Source organism: Bradyrhizobium sp. BR 10289 (genome assembly GCF_019455385.1).
Classification (GTDB): domain Bacteria; phylum Pseudomonadota; class Alphaproteobacteria; order Rhizobiales; family Xanthobacteraceae; genus Bradyrhizobium.
Genome location: NZ_JACOFR010000002.1, coordinates 539376 through 555211, shown reverse-complemented (window position 1 = coordinate 555211; position 15836 = coordinate 539376). Strand labels below are relative to the sequence as shown.

The following is a 15836-nucleotide window of genomic DNA, read 5'->3' as shown; positions in this document are numbered from 1 at the left end:
CCCAAGGTCGTCCCGTTTTAGGTGGTTCGCTTAAGTCCCTCGCGTTCAGCGGGTGTGTCCGAAGGCGCGAAGCGACTAAGCGGTGAGTTAAGGGACAAGGGAACCAACCTTAGGGTGTTTCACCCAGCGGATCCGGAACCTTCCCTATAGAGCAAACTTGGAGGTTTAACATGAAGTTGGTTAAGAGCCTTTTGCTCGGTTCAGCGGCGGGTCTGATCGCCGTGGGCGGAGCGCAGGCAGCCGATCTCCCCGTGAAGGCCAAGGCGGTCGAATACGTGAAGATCTGCTCCCTGTACGGTGCCGGATTCTACTATATCCCGGGCACTGACACCTGCATCAAGCTGGGTGGTTATCTGCGCGCTGAAGTCGCGCTGGGCACCAACTCGGACTACAGCAGCGGTCTCAACGTTTCGAGCCAGGGCGCCAACGGTTCGCGCAACCGTCTGACGAACTACTACACGATGCGCGCTCGTGAAGATCTCAACATCGACACGCGCACAGCGACCGAGTACGGCGTCGTCCGTACCTATTTCGACGCCGTGTTCTCCTGGACCACCGGCAACTACGTCGGCACCAACAGCGCCACCGGTACCACCGCCTACAGCGGTACGCTGGCTGCTGGCACCAACCCGCTGACCGGCGCGGCCACCCTCTACGGTTCAGGGTCCGGCGCTGTGAACTCCACCGACGGCAACACCTCGGGCGGTTCGCTCGGCGTGTACTATGCCTTCATCCAGTTCGCTGGTTTCACGATGGGTAAGGCCGTGTCGCAGTTCGACGCGCCCTGGCAGAACTATCCCGGTAACAACTTCGACAGCCTCGTCGGCGGCGGCGGTACGGTCACTGGTGTCAACCAGTTCACCTACACCGCTGACTTCGGTCAGGGCGTGACGGCGGCGTTCTCGGCTGAAGACGCGACCCAGTACTATCAGGCTGGCAACCTCAACATGACCGGCGCGACCGCGTACGGCATGCTCTCGGGCGCCTACGGCTCCGCCGGCATCGGCGGCAGCCGTTCGCCGAACCTCGTTGGTATGGTGCGTGTCGACCAGGCTTGGGGCCTCTTCCAGGCGTCGGTGGCTGCGCACGACAACCACGTTGCCTACTACGGCGCCACCGAGCCGACCGGCCACCCCGACGACAAGTGGGGTTGGGCTGTGCAGCTCGCTCTGTCGATCAAGAACATCCCGACCGGCGCGGGTGACACGATCAACATCCAGGGCGTCTACACCGACGGCGCATCTCGCTACAACTTCCAGAACCTGGCGAGCGGCACCTATTCGATGTGGGGCGGCTCGAACATCGCCTACGGTAGCGTCGGCTTCGCCACCGCTCCGGACACCGTGTACGTGACCGGTTCCTCGCAGGAGACCGTGAAGACCTGGGGCTTCCGTGGTGCTTACACCCACAACTGGGATCCCTTCTGGAACACGGCGATCTACGGTGCTTACGCCTCGGCTCAGTTCGGCTCGCTGGCCAAGACGACCCTCTGCGGTCCGACGGGTGTTGGCGGCGTGTTCGGCGGTGTGGCTGGCGTGACCGCCTGTAACCCGGACTTCAACATCGCCCAGGCGGGTATCATCACCCGCTGGACCCCCGTCAAGAACCTGACGTTCTCGGCCGACCTCACTTGGACCCACCTCGACCAGAAGTACGCGGGCACTGTGACCCCGGCTGCTCTGATCGCGGTTCCGGCCAAGCCGGTTGCGACCTACGAGCTGAAGGACCAGGACTCGGTCACGCTGCTCCTCCGCGCTCAGCGCAACTGGTAAGTTCGGTCTAACGACTTGGCAGAAGCCCCGGCGGGAAACCGCCGGGGCTTTTCTTTTGCCGGTGCCGGTCATGCTGCCTGTTTTGACCTCGTGGAATAGCGACCAAGGCCGAGATGTTGCTTTCCGGTCTTTCAATCGTTCGTAACGATCTGGTCGGGGCGTCTGGTGCGGCGTCTTTGCCCAAGGGTGCACGGGTTGCTGTCGTTGACCGGTACCGCCCTGCCTAGATAGCGCGCCTGAAGGCCGCGCTCGAGCTTCAGGCCCTTCACCGACTCACGGCCGATCGGCGACGCGCGTCACCGACGCTCTGGGCAGCAGATCGGGAGCGCGGAGAGGTTGCTCTACTCCACGCTGCCGGCACCACGGCGCAAATCGGCTTCGATCTGGAGCCGCGTGCCGCCACCGAAGCGGGCGCGGTAGACCTGCAGGTTCTCCATGATCCGCTGCACGTAATTGCGCGTCTCGGAGAAGGGAATGAGCTCGACCCAGTCGACCGCGTCGACCTTCGGATCGCGCGGATCGCCGTAGCGGTCGACCCACTTCTTCACGCTGCCGCGGCCGGCATTGTAGGCGGCGAAGGTCATGATGTAGGAGCCGCGATAATCCTCGAGCAGCCCGCCGAGCTCGGCCGAGCCGAGCGTGGCATTGTACACCGAATCGTTCTTCAGCCGGGAGAGATCGTAGGTCGCGCCGTGCCGCTTGCAGACGTAGCGCGCGGCGTCCGGCGTCACCTGCATCAGCCCATAGGCCTGCGCCGGCGAGACCACGGCGGGATTGAACGCGCTTTCCTGCCGCGCGATCGCATAGACGATGCTGCGCTCGACCTCGGGGCCGATCGGCGTGAACTGCGGAATGCCGTTGACGGGATAGGCGTAGAAGTCGAACGGCAGGCCGCGGTTGAGCGCGGCCTTGCCGAGCAGCAGCATGCCGCGCGCGTCACTGTAGCGCTGGGTCAGCTCGCCGAGGCCTGCGAGGGCTTCGGGATCGCCGTTCTCGCCCATGTCGGCGAGCAGGGGCACCGCCAACTCGCGTTCGTCGAGCTCGTAGAGCAACTGCGCGGCGCGGACGATCTCGAGCCGCTCGGCACCGCGGCCGCGCGGCTGGCTGTTGAGCTCGATCTGCGGCAGGCCGAGCTTTGCGCGCGCGAGCTGGCCGTAATAGCTGGTCGACTGTTCGGCTGCGCGGGCGTAGGCGTTACGCGCCTCCTGTTGGCGCCCAGCGGCTTCCGCGGCGCGGCCCTGCCAATAGCCGGCGCGCGCCAGCGTGGTCGGGTTGACGCTGCCAACGCCGATGCGGGCAAAATGCTGGGCTGCGGTGGTGGGATCGTTGAGGAAGCGCAGCGCGATCCAGCCGGCGGTGAATTCCTGCTCGGTCTTGTAGATGTCGCGCGAGGGCAAGGCCGCGTCGCGCGCGATCAGATAGGCGCTGCGGAATTCCTCGGTGTCGATCATCTTGCGCGCGAGCAGGCGCCGCTCGATCCACCATTCGTCGAGATTATAAAGCCGGTTCGGGTCCTTCGGCGCCGACAGCATCAACTGTGCGGCTTCGGCGAACTTCTCCTCGCGGCGCAGCAGCTGGATCTTGCTGAAGATGAAGCCGGGATCGTTGTGCAGCTCGCGCGGCACCTCCTCGAGCAGCGCGCGCGTGTTCGGCGCCTTCTTGAAGGACGCGATGCGGGCCCTGGCGAGCGCGACATAGCCGGCACCGAGACGTTTTGCGGCGCGCAGTGCCGCCTCGTTCTCGCTGCCGTAGAGCAGCGTGTCCATCCGCGCCTTCTGGTCGCCTGGCGTGAGCAGCGCGCCGAACTGGTCGAGCGCGTTGTTCTCGGTGTCCTCCGACATCGGATCGCTGCGCCAGGCCTCGCGTACGAGCCGCTCCGCATTGGCGCGGTCGCCGCGTGCCAGCATCGCCTTGGCGAGCGTGAAGCGGCCCTTGGCGGACACCGGAGATTCGTTCTCGAACCACGACCACGCGACGCTGTCGTCGCGCCGGTCGTCCCACATCGCAGCCTCGAGGCGCCGGCGCAGGAAGGTCTGCGACGGCCAGCTCGGGTTTGCGGAGAGGAAGGCGCGATAGCGCTCGACGGTTGCGCCATTGTCCTCGCTGCGCAGGATGATCCATTCGGCGAGCTTTCGCGCGACGGGATCGGTGATCGAGGCGGCGTAATTGCTGGCGTCTGCCGCCTTGCGCTTGCGCACGAGCTCGATGACGGTCTCCAGCGTGTCCTTGTCGGCCTGCGACGTCGACGAGGTCGCGGCGATCGCAGCGGGTGTGACCGGCTTGCGCGGCGCGGCGTGCTGGCGCGTCGCCGGCGCCAGCACGGGCGCCGGAAGCGGCTTGGCGGGGGCAGGGGCAGTTGGCCGGATAGTGGCCGTCACGGCCGGCGCGGGGGCGGCTTTGGGGGCCGAGCCGCTGGCGGCCGGTTGTGATTTTGGCGCGGGGGCTGCGGCAGTGGACTTGGGCTTGGCAGGTTCCTTGCCGGCATTGGCCGGCTTCTTGGCATCCTTGGCTGCCGCGGGAGCTGTTCCCTTGCTCGCGCCCTTCGCCGTTTCCTTGCCGGTTCCCTTGGACGTCTCCTTGGATGTGTCCTTGGTCGAACCTTTGGCCGGTCCCTTCGTTGCGTCCTTCGCAGGGCCCTTGGCGGCTGGCTTTGCGGTGTCCTTGGCGCCGTCCGCGGGCGTCTCGCTGGACTTGGCCAAAGCGGCGCAGCCGACCGACAGCGCGGCCATCAGGCTCACGACCAGACCTGCGGATCGCCAGGCGGCACGAGGAAAGGAGGTCACGGCGTTTCGTCGCCCCGAATCAGTGAAGTGGCTCAAGATCTAGCTGAATCTGATTGAATATGCGGACAAAATACCAACAGCCGCTTACTTCCGGCGGGTTTGCACCACCACCGCGGCAAAATCGCGGCCTAAACGGTGCGTCACCGGGCTGCGGCCCTTTTACCGCCGGGTGAGACCCGGTATGAAAGGGGCTTGCTCAGAAATCGCCGCGTACGGAGGAAGTCCATGGCAGCCAAGACGAAATTCCGGGGGTCGTTCACCGCCTTGGTCACGCCGTTCAAAAACGGCTCGCTGGACGAGGCGGCGTTCCGCTCCCTGGTGAACTGGCAGATCTCCGAGGGCACCAACGGCCTAGTCCCGGTCGGCACCACCGGCGAGAGCCCGACGCTCAGCCATGACGAGCACAAGAAGGTCGTCGAATGGTGCATCGAGGAGGTCAAGGGCCGCGTTCCCGTGATCGCTGGCGCCGGCTCCAACTCGACCAAGGAAGCGGTCGAACTCGCCCAGCACGCCGAGAAGGCGGGCGCCGACGCCGTGCTCGTGGTCACGCCCTACTACAACAAGCCGACCCAGGAAGGCATGTACCAGCACTTCAAGGCGATCAACGATGCGATCGGGATTCCGATCATCATCTACAACATCCCGCCGCGCTCGGTGATCGACATGTCGGTCGACACCATGAAGCGGCTGTGGGAGCTGAAGAACATCGCCGGCGTCAAGGACGCCACCGCCAGCATGGTGCGCGTGTCGCAGCAGCGAGCCGCGATGGGCGAGGACTTCAACCAGCTCTCGGGCGAAGACGCCACCATCATCGGCTACATGGCCCACGGCGGTCATGGCTGCATCTCGGTGACCTCGAACGTCGCGCCGCGCCTGTGCGCGGAGTTCCATGCCGCCTGGGCGAAGGGCGACACCAAGGCGGCGCTCGCGATCCACGACAAGCTGATGCCGCTGCACAACAATCTCTTCATCGAAAGCAACCCGGCGCCGATCAAGTACGCGATGTCGCTGATCGGCAAGCTCGACGAGACGCTGCGGCTTCCAATGGTTCCGGTGTCCGAGCCGACCCGCGTTGCCGTGCGCGAGGCCATGGTGCACGCTGGCCTGATCAACTGAATTAGCCAGCCGGGAGCCGTTCATGAGCGTCGACGCGAAGGGCAGGAAGATGCTCACGGAGTTCCGTGAGTTCGCCATGAAGGGCAACGTCGTCGATCTCGCCGTCGGCGTCATCATCGGCGCGGCCTTCGGCGCGATCGTCACTTCGCTGGTCGGTGACATCATCATGCCGATCATCGGCGCCGCGACTGGTGGTCTCGACTTCTCGAACTACTTCATCCCCTTGTCGAAGACGGTGACCGCCACCAACTTAGCGGATGCGAAAAAGCAAGGCGCCGTGCTCGCGTACGGCAGCTTTCTGACGCTGACCATCAACTTCATCATCGTCGCCTTCGTGCTGTTCCTGGTGATCCGTGCCATGAACACGCTGAAGCGCAAGGAAGAGACCAAGCCGGCGGAGGCGCCGAAGCCGTCGGCGGAGGTCGTGCTGCTGACCGAGATCCGCGATCTCCTCAAGAAGTGACGCGCGCGCTTCATCCAATCTGTTAGCGTCGCCGCTTAATTCGATCAGGTTTTGCTTCCATGGCCGACAAGAACGAACGTCCGATCAAGGTCATGGCGGAAAATCGCAAGGCCCGCTTCAACTATGCGATCGAGGATACGATCGAGGCGGGCATCGCGCTGACCGGAACCGAGGTCAAGTCGATCCGCAACGGCAAGAGCACGATCGCGGAATCCTACGCCGATTCCAAGGACGGCGAGATCTGGCTGATCAACGCCACCATTCCCGAGTACCTCCAGGGCAACCGCTTCAATCACGAGCCCAAGCGGCCGCGCAAGCTGCTGCTGCACCGCCGGCAGATCAACAAGCTGATGGGCGCGGTCGATCGCGAGGGCATGACGCTGATCCCGCTCAAGCTCTATTTCAACGAGCGAGGTCGCGCCAAATTGCAGCTCGCGGTTGCGAAGGGCAAGAAACTGCACGATAAGCGCGAGTCCGAGAAGAAGCGCGACTGGAGCCGCGAGAAGGGCCGCCTGATGCGGGCGAGGGGATAGCGGCGAAGGGGGATAGCTGGATGTCTCAGAAGAACCTGCTCGAGGTGGATTGGAGCCAGATTCCCGCGCCGGCCGATGACGGCGGCGCCGCGCATCTCGAGGGTCTGACGTTGCCGCCGGTCAGCCTGCTCGCGACCGACGACACGTCCGTGACGCTGTCGGCGCTCCCGGGGCGAACCGTGGTGTTCGCGTATCCCCGCACCGGCGAGCCCGGCAAGATCTCGCTGGTGGACGATTGGGACATGATCCCGGGCGCGCGCGGCTGTACGCCGCAGACCTGTGCGTTTCGCGACCTGTTCGCCGAGCTGAAGGCCGCCGGCGCCGCCCAGGTGTTCGGCCTCTCGACCCAGAGCAACGCCTACCAGACCGAAATGGCCTCGCGCCTGCATCTGCCGTTTCCGGTGCTGTCGGACGAGAAGCTGGCGCTGACGCGCGCGCTCAATCTCCCGACCATGGAAGTTGCCGGCCTGACGCTGATCAAGCGTCTCGCGCTCGTCATCGACAATGCCAGGATCAGCCACGTGTTCTACCCGGTGTTTCCGCCCGACCGGAACGCCGGCGATGTGCTGGACTGGCTGAAGGCCACTCCTGTCAAAGCTTAGTCGAGATCAGCTTTTATCTTCGCGAACACGCTGCGGAACATGTCCGCCGTCAGCACGCCGGTGTTCGTGTTGTAGCGCGAGCAATGGTAGCTGTCGTACAGCTTGAACGCGCCGGCCTGATGCACCGCGCCGTGGCCGAAGGGGGCTTGCGAGGCTTTCAGATTCAGCGGCTTGAGCACGCTGTCGTGCGCAATTCGCCCGAGCGCGACGATCGCGCGCAGGTTCGGCATGGTCGCGAGGTTCGCTGACAGAAACCGGCGGCAGGTGTTGATCTCGACCGGCAGCGGCTTGTTCTGCGGCGGAACGCAATGCACGGCATTGGCGATCCGGCAGTCAACCAGGTTCAGCCCATCGTCGGGCCGCGCCTTGTAGGCCCCCCTGGCAAAGCCGTACTCAAGCAACGTGGCGTAGAGCAGGTCGCCGGCATAGTCGCCGGTGAAGGGCCGGCCGGTGCGGTTGGCGCCCTGCATACCGGGCGCGAGGCCGACGATCAGCAGACGGGCCTTGATATCGCCGAACGGGGGAACGGGAGCGTTGTGCCATAGCGGCTCGCGCGCGCGGTTCGCCTCGCGAAAGGCGACCAGGCGCGGGCAGAGCGGACAGTCACGGTCGGGGACGAGGGCGAGAGGTTGACGGCTGGAGTGGGCCGTCTCACTCCTCGAAGTCGTCATCGCCCCTCGGCGCCATCGTGGTCGCGCGCTGGAGGAACTGCGGAGCGTGGTGGCGTCCCTCGCCACGCTCGCCGCGGTCGCGCGGGGCGGGGCGTTCGGACGGGTCGCGGCCGAGCTTGGATTGCAGCTCGACGAGGTCGGTGAAGACGTCGGCCTGGCGGCGCAGCTCGTCGGCGATCATCGGCGGCTGGCTGGCGATGGTGGAGACCACCGTGACCCGCACACCGCGGCGCTGCACGGCCTCGACCAGGGAGCGGAAGTCGCCGTCGCCCGAGAACAGCACCATCTGGTCGATGTGCTCGGCGAGCTCCATGGCGTCCACCGCGAGCTCGATGTCCATGTTGCCCTTGACCTTGCGGCGGCCGGAGGCGTCGATGAACTCCTTGGTCGCCTTGGTGACGACGGTGTAGCCGTTGTAGTCGAGCCAGTCGATCAGCGGGCGGATCGAGGAGTATTCCTGATCCTCGATGATGGCTGTGTAGTAGAACGCCCGGAGCAGGGTGCCGCGGCTCTGAAACTCCTTCAGCAGGCGCTTGTAATCGATGTCGAAGCCGAGAGTTTTCGCCGTCGCGTAAAGATTGGCCCCGTCGATGAAGAGCGCGATCTTGTTGGTAGGAGAAGGTGACATTCAGTTTGCTCGCGTAGTGGTCGTGATTGATCGTTTATTGTTGGCACGGCCACAATCAGCCGCGCAGTTCTAGATTGCCGCCAAGGCCCGTCGAAACCGCAATTCCGGAGAAGTCGGGGCAAACACGGTTAAGTTATGACGGACTCTCATACACCCGGCGCCGCCCTCGATGGCAGCCCGGGAAAACACCCATCCCAGCCCCAATGTGGGGGTAGCAGAGCCATTTGGCGAGGCCAAATCACAAATTGGCCTTGCGAAATCGGCTTGGCCCCTATAACTAGCCCCAATCATCCACATAATTCGTCCCACCCACAACGGAGCGACAGTCCATGGCTCGCGTCACCGTAGAAGATTGTATCGACAAGGTCGACAACCGGTTTGACCTAGTCCTGCTGGCCGCCCACCGTGCCCGCATGATTTCGTCGGGTTCACAACTAACGGTTGATCGCGATAACGACAAGAACCCTGTTGTATCTTTGCGTGAAATTGCCGACACGACCATCTCTCCGGAGGACCTCCGCGAGGAGCTGGTGCACTCGCTCCAGAAGTTCGTCGAAGTCGACGAGCCCGAACCCGACACCGTGCCGCTGATCGGTTCCGCCGGCGCGAGCGTCGATGCCGACGATACCGAAGTTGCCGTTGAGCGCATGACCGAAGAGGAGCTCCTGAAGGGCCTCGAGGGCCTCGCGCCGCCGGAAGAGCAGCCCGAGGAAGACGAGTAAATCGTCCATCGCAGTCGTCGAATTCTTGTGATCTTATCAGAGGCCCGAACCGTTGTTCGGGCCTTTGCTTTTGTTGGCGTTTTCGTGGTTACCATAGCGTTGTCGCGTCGCGCCGCGCTCCTGTCATCGAATTGATCGGACACGCGCGCGTTCGGCGCTAGGATGTATACAACGGGCCGTCGGGTGGTCCGTTTGAAGGCAGGACGGCATGGTGTATCGACGCCGGAGATCAACGCAGATGCAGGCCGCAACCGAATCGGTTGCCGTGGCCCCGACTGCGCCAGTGGCCCGTCCGGCGAAGCCGCGTGCGCGCATGATGCGTCAATATGACCTCGTCGAGCGCGTCCGCTCCTACAATCCCAACACCAACGAAGACCTGCTGAACCGCGCCTATGTCTACGCCATGAAGGCGCACGGCTCGCAGACGCGAGCCTCGGGCGATCCGTACTTCTCGCACCCGCTCGAGGTGGCGGCGATTCTCACCGACCTCAAGCTCGACGATGCCACCATCGTGGCCGCGCTGCTGCACGACACGATCGAGGACACCGAGGCGACGCGGGCCGAGATCGACCAGATCTTCGGCCCCGAGATCGGCGCGCTGGTCGAGGGACTCACCAAGCTGAAGCGGCTGGAACTGGTATCGCGCGAGGCCAAGCAGGCCGAGAACCTGCGCAAATTGTTGCTGGCCATTGCCGACGATGTCCGCGTGCTTCTGGTCAAGCTTGCCGACCGCCTGCACAACATGCGCACGCTGGACTTCGTGCCCACGGAATCGCGCCGCCGCATCGCCGAGGAGACGCTCGACATCTACGCGCCGCTGGCCGGGCGCATGGGCATGCAGGAAATGCGCGAGGAGCTGGAGGATCTGTCCTTCCGCACCCTCGACCCGGAAGCCTATTCGGTGGTGATGCAGCGGCTCGACGCGCTCGCCGAGCGCAACCGCAATCTGATCGGCGAGATCGAGGACCAGCTCTCGAACAACCTGCGCCACCGCGGCCTGGGAGCGCGGGTCTATGGCCGCCGCAAGAAGCCGTTTTCGATCTGGACCAAGATGGAACGCAAATCGGTCGGCTTCGAGCAGCTGTCCGACATCTTCGGCTTCCGCCTCGTCGTCAGCGACATCGAGGCCTGCTATCGCGCGCTCGGCATCGTCCACACCACCTGGCCGGTCGTGCCGGGGCGTTTCAAGGACTACATCTCGACGCCGAAGCAGAACGATTATCGCTCGATCCACACCACGGTGATCGGCCCCGGCAACCAGCGCGTCGAACTGCAGATCCGCACCGAGGCGATGGACCAGATCGCGGAGCGCGGCATCGCCGCGCACGTGTTCTACAAGGAAGGCGTGGGCTCGCCGACCGAATTCCTCAAGCGCGAATCCACCGCGTTCGCCTGGCTGCGCCACACCATCGGCATCCTCTCGGAGAGCGCCAACCCCGAGGAATTCCTCGAGCACACCAAGCTCGAACTGTTCCACGACCAGGTGTTCTGCTTCACCCCGAAGGGCAAGCTGATCGCGCTGCCGCGCCATGCCAACGTGATCGACTTCGCCTATGCGGTGCATACCGACGTCGGCAACAGCGCGGTGGGGTGCAAGATCAACGGCAAGTTCTCGCCGCTGTCCTCGGAGCTGCAGAACGGCGACGAGGTCGAGGTGCTGACCTCGGAAGCGCAGTCGGCGCCGCCGTCGGCCTGGGAAACGCTGGCGGTCACCGGCAAGGCGCGCGCCGCGATCCGCCGCGCCACGCGCACCGCCGTGCGCGATCAATATGTCGGCCTCGGCCGGCGCATCGTCGAGCGCCTGTTCGAGCGCGCCAAGATCGAATACGCCGACGACAAGCTCAAGGGCGCACTGCCGCGCCTCGCGCGCACCTCGATCGAGGACGTCATGGCGGCAGTCGGGCGCGGCGAGATCAAGGCCTCCCACGTCGCGCGCGCGATGTACCCCGACTACAAGGAAGAGCGTATCGCGCGCTATGGCGTCAAGAAGGGGCTTGCCGCCAAGCTCAGGGAAAAGCCGTCGGAGCCGCCGCGCAGCCCGGTGGCGATCCCGATCCGCGGCATCAATTCCGACCTGCCGATCAAGTTTGCGCCGAACGGCGGTGCGGTGCCGGGCGACCGCATCGTCGGCATCGTCACGCCGGGCGAGGGCATCACCATCTACCCGATCCAGGCGCCGGCGCTGAAGGATTTCGAGGAGGAGCCGGAGCGCTGGCTCGATGTCCGCTGGGACATCGAGGATAGCGTGCCGCAGCGCTTCCCCGCCCGCATCAAGGTCGAGAACGTCAATGAACCCGGCGCTCTCGCGCAGATCGCGACCGTGATCGCCGAGCATGACGGCAATATCGACAATATCAGCATGCAGCGTCGCTCCCCTGATTTCACGGAGACGACGATCGATCTCGAAGTCTACGATCTGAAGCATTTGAGCGCGATCCTGGCGCAGCTCCGCGCAAAGGCGGTCGTCGCCAAAGTCGAACGTGTTAATGGATGAGTTCTGTCGTTGCCGGGCTTGACCCGGCAACCCATCTCTTCAAAGAGGATGGATGCGCGGGTCGAGCCCGCGCATGACGAGTTGAGACATGTCACTTCGTGAGTCCTGCAATGCCCGCTTCTCCGCTCCGCCTCGGCGTCAATATCGACCATGTCGCGACTGTGCGTAACGCGCGCGGTGGCCGCCACCCCGATCCGGTGCGCGCCGCGCTGCTGGCGATCGAGGCCGGCGCCGACGGCATCACCGCGCATTTACGCGAAGACCGCCGCCACATCCGCGACGAGGACATGGCGCGGCTGAAGGCGGAGATTTCCAAGCCGCTCAATTTCGAGATGGCCGCGACCGACGACATGATGCGGATCTCGCTGGACACCAAGCCGCATGCGGTGTGCCTGGTGCCGGAACGCCGGCAGGAGGTGACGACCGAAGGCGGGCTCGATGTGGTCGGCCAGCATAATGCGCTGGCGCCGTACATCGCACGACTGAGCGATGCCGGCATCCGCGTCTCGCTGTTCATCGCCGCCGACCCCGCGCAGATCGAGATGGCGGCGCGGCTGCGCGCGCCTGTGATCGAGATCCACACCGGCGCCTGGTGCGATGCCGTCACCGACGGCCACACCGACAAGGCCGAGGCCGAGTGGACGCGGATCATCGCGGGCGTGAAGCTTGCGAAGTCGGCCGGGCTCGAGGTCCATGCCGGCCACGGGCTCGACTATGCGACGGCCGAGAAGATCGCCGCGCTGCCGGAGATCATGGAGCTCAACATCGGCTACTACATGATCGGCGAGGCGCTGTTCGTCGGCCTCGCCGAGACCGTCCGCAGCATGCGCGCGGCGATGGACCGCGGCCGGAGCCGGGCATGATCATCGGCATCGGCTCCGACCTGATCGACATCACCCGCGTGGCCAAGGTGATGGAGCGCCATGGCGAGCGCTTCCTCGATCGCATCTTCACCCCGGCCGAGCGGGCCAAGGCCGAGCGCCGCGCCAAGAACGAGAAGATGGTGGTGGCGACCTACGCCAAGCGCTTTGCCGCCAAGGAAGCCTGCTCCAAGGCGCTCGGCACCGGCATCCGGCGCGGCGTCTGGTGGCGCGACATGGGGGTGGTCAACCTGCCCGGCGGGCGGCCGACCATGCAGTTGACCGGCGGGGCGCTGGCCCGGCTCCAGGCCCTGACCCCTGATGGCTTTGAGGCGCGGATCGACCTGTCGATCACCGACGACTGGCCGCTCGCCCAGGCCTTCGTCGTCATTTCGGCCGTGCCACTGGCCAAACCTTGAGCCAAGCCGCCTTGCTTTATATTCGTGTGAAAAATCAATGTCTTATGCAGTTTTGATGCGATCCTTGATTGCGTGGCCTCCGACAACCGTCTAAAAGTCCGCGGACGCAAATCAGGCTGGGCGAATTCGGCTTTACGCCGGAATTGGCCCTCATTATCAGAATCAGGACAATCTCCTTGGGCCGCGAATGATGGACTGTTCGCGGGAGGAGGGCGCTCTGTGACCGCCGGCCGGAATTGAGAGAGCAATGAGCGTGACTTCGGGAACGAAAACTGAGAGCGGCGTCGGCGAGACGATCCGGGTCGTGATCCATGCTCTCCTGATTGCGCTCGTGATCCGCACCTTCCTGTTCCAGCCCTTCAACATCCCCTCCGGCTCGATGAAGGCGACGCTGCTGGTCGGCGACTATCTGTTCGTCTCGAAATATTCCTACGGCTATAGCCACTACTCGATCCCGTTCTCGCCGCCGCTGTTCTCGGGTCGGATCTGGGGCTCGGACCCGAACCGCGGCGACATCGTCGTGTTCCGCCTGCCCAAGGACGATTCCACCGATTACATCAAGCGGGTGATCGGGCTGCCCGGCGACCGCATCCAGATGAAGGACGGGCTGCTCTACATCAACGACACCGCGGTCGGGCGGCAGCGCATGAGCGAATATGTCGGCGAAGACCCTTGCGGCGCCGAGAACGGCGCGATCGCGCGGGTGAAGCGCTGGAAGGAGACGCTGCCGAACGGCGTGTCCTACGAGACGCTGGATTGCGCCGACCACGGCTACATGGACGACACCAACGTCTACACCGTGCCGGCGGGCCATTTCTTCATGATGGGCGACAACCGCGACAACTCCACCGACAGCCGTTTCCTCGGCCAGGTCGGCTATGTGCCTCAGGAGAATCTGATCGGCCGCGCCCAGATGATCTTCTTCTCCATCGGCGAAGGCGAGCATGCCTGGATGTTCTGGCGCTGGCCGTGGTCGGTGCGCTGGAATCGCTTCTTCAAAATCGTCCGATGAAAGACGAAGCCAAGGACATCGCGAGCCAACCGATCGAGGCGCAAGCCGTCCCTGAGGGCGAAGCTGCAACCAAGACACTTGAGATCAAGGCGCCTGCGAAGAAGAAGCGGGCGCGGAGCAGCAAGGCCAAGGACAAGGCGAAGGCGGCGGACGCCAACGCTGCGCTCGAGGCGCGCATCGGCCACAGCTTCGCCGATCCGAACCTCTTGATGCAGGCGATCACGCATGTCTCGGCGCTGAAGTCCGGGCGCAAGCGCGGCGACAGCTACCAGCGGCTGGAATTCCTCGGCGACCACGTGCTCGGGCTCGTCGTTTCCGACATGCTCTATCATGCCTATCCGAACGCCGATGAGGGCGAGCTGTCCAAGCGCCTCGCCGAGCTCGTGCGCAAGGAGAGCTGCGCCGATGTCGCCAAATCGCTCGGCCTGCTCGACGACATCAAGCTTGGGTCGGTCGGCTCCAGCGCCGATGCCCGCCTGCGCAAATCCATCCTAGGTGACATCTGCGAGGCCGTGATCGGCGCGATCTTCCTCGATGGCGGCCACGCGGCCGCGGACGAATTCGTCAAGCGCAACTGGACCGAGCGCATGCACAAGCCGCGGCGGCCCCTGCGCGATCCCAAGACGGTGTTGCAGGAATGGGCGCAGGGCAAGGGATTGCCGACGCCGGTCTACCGCGAGGTCGAGCGCACGGGCCCGCATCACGATCCGCAGTTCCGCGTCGCTGTGGACCTGCCGGGACTGGCGCCGGCCGAAGGCATCGGCGGCAGCAAGCGCGCGGCGGAAAAGGTGGCGGCCTCGGTGATGATCGAACGTGAAGGCGTTGGCGGCGGCAATGACGGCTGAAACAAGCGGCGAGGCGCCCACCGCGACGCGCTGCGGCTTCGTGGCGCTGATCGGCGCCCCCAATGTCGGCAAGTCCACGCTGGTCAACGCGCTGGTCGGGGCCAAGGTCACGATCGTCTCGCGCAAGGTGCAGACCACGCGCGCGCTGATCCGCGGCATCGTGATCGAGAACAATGCGCAGATCATCCTGGTCGACACGCCCGGCATCTTCCTGCCGAAGCGCCGGCTCGACCGCGCCATGATCTCGACCGCCTGGAGCGGGGCGCATGACGCCGACCTCGTCTGCGTGCTGCTCGACGCCAAGACCGGGATCGACGAGGAGGCCGAGGCGATCCTCGCCAAGGCGGCCAGCGTCAATCACGACAAGATCCTGGTCATCAACAAGGTCGACCTCGTCCAGCGCGAGAAGCTGCTGGCGTTGGCGCAGGCCGCCAATGAGCGCATGAAGTTCACGCGAACCTTCATGATCGCGGCGATCTCGGGCGACGGCGTCGACGACATCCGCACAACGCTCGCCGAGATGGTGCCGCCGGGGCCGTATCTCTATCCCGAAGACCAGATGTCGGACGCGCCGATGCGGCAACTCGCGGCCGAGATCACCCGCGAAAAGATCTATCAGAAGCTGCACCAGGAATTGCCCTACCAGTCCACCGTCGAGACCGACAAGTGGGAGGAGCGCAAGGACAAATCGGTGCGCATCGAGCAGACGATCTTCGTCGAGCGCGAGAGCCAGCGCAAGATCGTGCTCGGCAAGGGCGGCGCCACCATCAAGTCGATCGGCGCGGACTCGCGCAAGGAGCTGATGCAGATCCTGGATGTGCCGGTGCATCTGTTCCTGTTCGTCAAGGTGCGCGAGAACTGGGGCGACGATCCCGATCGCTATCGCGAGATGGGCCTGGAATTTCCCAAAGAATAA

At 64.7% G+C, this 15836-nt stretch carries 15 protein-coding genes; 12 read left to right on the top strand and 3 right to left on the bottom strand.

The features are described from left to right. Positions 1-170: 170 nt before the first annotated feature. Positions 171-1772: a porin gene (locus HYH08_RS06165; RefSeq protein WP_220008834.1), complete on the top strand. Its 1602-nt coding sequence runs from the start codon at positions 171-173 to the stop codon at positions 1770-1772. 341 nt (positions 1773-2113) lie between these two features. On the opposite strand, the gene HYH08_RS06160 is transcribed toward HYH08_RS06165, so the two are convergent. Then, positions 2114-4501, bottom strand: a complete 2388-nt coding sequence (locus tag HYH08_RS06160) for a lytic transglycosylase domain-containing protein (RefSeq protein WP_220008949.1) — start codon at positions 4499-4501, stop codon at positions 2114-2116. A 279-nt stretch (positions 4502-4780) separates the two neighbouring features. On the opposite strand from HYH08_RS06160, the gene dapA reads away from it, so the two are divergent. The 4 genes from dapA to HYH08_RS06140 are packed head-to-tail and all read left to right on the top strand — an operon-like array spanning position 4781 to position 7269. Further along, positions 4781-5671: a 4-hydroxy-tetrahydrodipicolinate synthase gene (gene dapA, locus HYH08_RS06155; RefSeq protein WP_220008833.1), complete on the top strand. Its 891-nt coding sequence runs from the start codon at positions 4781-4783 to the stop codon at positions 5669-5671. Positions 5672-5720: 49 nt separating this feature from the next. Further along, complete coding sequence (gene mscL / locus HYH08_RS06150) at positions 5721-6134, top strand: large conductance mechanosensitive channel protein MscL (RefSeq protein WP_220008948.1); 414 nt, start codon at positions 5721-5723, stop codon at positions 6132-6134. Positions 6135-6193: 59 nt separating this feature from the next. Then, on the top strand, positions 6194-6667 hold the full coding sequence (smpB, locus tag HYH08_RS06145) for an SsrA-binding protein SmpB (RefSeq protein WP_035709956.1): 474 nt from the start codon (positions 6194-6196) through the stop codon (positions 6665-6667). A gap of 20 nt (positions 6668-6687) precedes the next feature. Next, positions 6688-7269, top strand: coding sequence for a peroxiredoxin (locus HYH08_RS06140; RefSeq protein WP_220008832.1), 582 nt, complete (start codon positions 6688-6690; stop codon positions 7267-7269). On the opposite strand, the gene HYH08_RS06135 is transcribed toward HYH08_RS06140, so the two are convergent. Further along, positions 7266-7940 (bottom strand): uracil-DNA glycosylase, encoded by a 675-nt coding sequence (locus tag HYH08_RS06135; RefSeq protein ID WP_220008831.1) that lies wholly within the window; start codon positions 7938-7940, stop codon positions 7266-7268. The two genes, HYH08_RS06140 and HYH08_RS06135, sit on opposite strands and share 4 nt — an antisense overlap. Then, on the bottom strand, positions 7921-8568 hold the full coding sequence (locus HYH08_RS06130) for a LabA-like NYN domain-containing protein (RefSeq protein WP_018644573.1): 648 nt from the start codon (positions 8566-8568) through the stop codon (positions 7921-7923). Before HYH08_RS06130 ends, HYH08_RS06135 begins: the two co-directional genes overlap by 20 nt. Before the next feature lie 329 nt (positions 8569-8897). On the opposite strand from HYH08_RS06130, the gene rpoZ reads away from it, so the two are divergent. The 7 genes from rpoZ (at position 8898) to era (ending at position 15836) form a co-directional block, all read left to right on the top strand. Continuing rightward, positions 8898-9290: a DNA-directed RNA polymerase subunit omega gene (rpoZ, locus tag HYH08_RS06125; RefSeq protein ID WP_008133017.1), complete on the top strand. Its 393-nt coding sequence runs from the start codon at positions 8898-8900 to the stop codon at positions 9288-9290. 208 nt (positions 9291-9498) lie between these two features. Next, positions 9499-11784, top strand: a complete 2286-nt coding sequence (locus HYH08_RS06120) for a RelA/SpoT family protein (RefSeq protein WP_220008830.1) — start codon at positions 9499-9501, stop codon at positions 11782-11784. Between the two features lie 110 nt (positions 11785-11894). After that, complete coding sequence (locus HYH08_RS06115; protein WP_220008829.1) at positions 11895-12647, top strand: pyridoxine 5'-phosphate synthase; 753 nt, start codon at positions 11895-11897, stop codon at positions 12645-12647. Then, positions 12644-13063: a holo-ACP synthase gene (gene acpS, locus HYH08_RS06110; protein WP_220008828.1), complete on the top strand. Its 420-nt coding sequence runs from the start codon at positions 12644-12646 to the stop codon at positions 13061-13063. The genes HYH08_RS06115 and acpS overlap by 4 nt, the downstream gene beginning before the upstream one ends. A 247-nt stretch (positions 13064-13310) precedes the next feature. Further along, positions 13311-14075 carry a signal peptidase I gene (lepB, locus tag HYH08_RS06105; RefSeq protein WP_220008827.1) on the top strand — a complete coding sequence of 255 codons (765 nt, stop codon included), beginning with the start codon at positions 13311-13313 and terminating at the stop codon, positions 14073-14075. Further along, the gene (gene rnc / locus HYH08_RS06100; protein WP_220008826.1) at positions 14072-14920 is read left to right on the top strand and encodes a ribonuclease III; all 849 of its coding nucleotides are present in this window, start codon (positions 14072-14074) and stop codon (positions 14918-14920) included. The genes lepB and rnc overlap by 4 nt, the downstream gene beginning before the upstream one ends. Then, positions 14910-15836, top strand: coding sequence for a GTPase Era (gene era / locus HYH08_RS06095; RefSeq protein WP_220008825.1), 927 nt, complete (start codon positions 14910-14912; stop codon positions 15834-15836). Before rnc ends, era begins: the two co-directional genes overlap by 11 nt.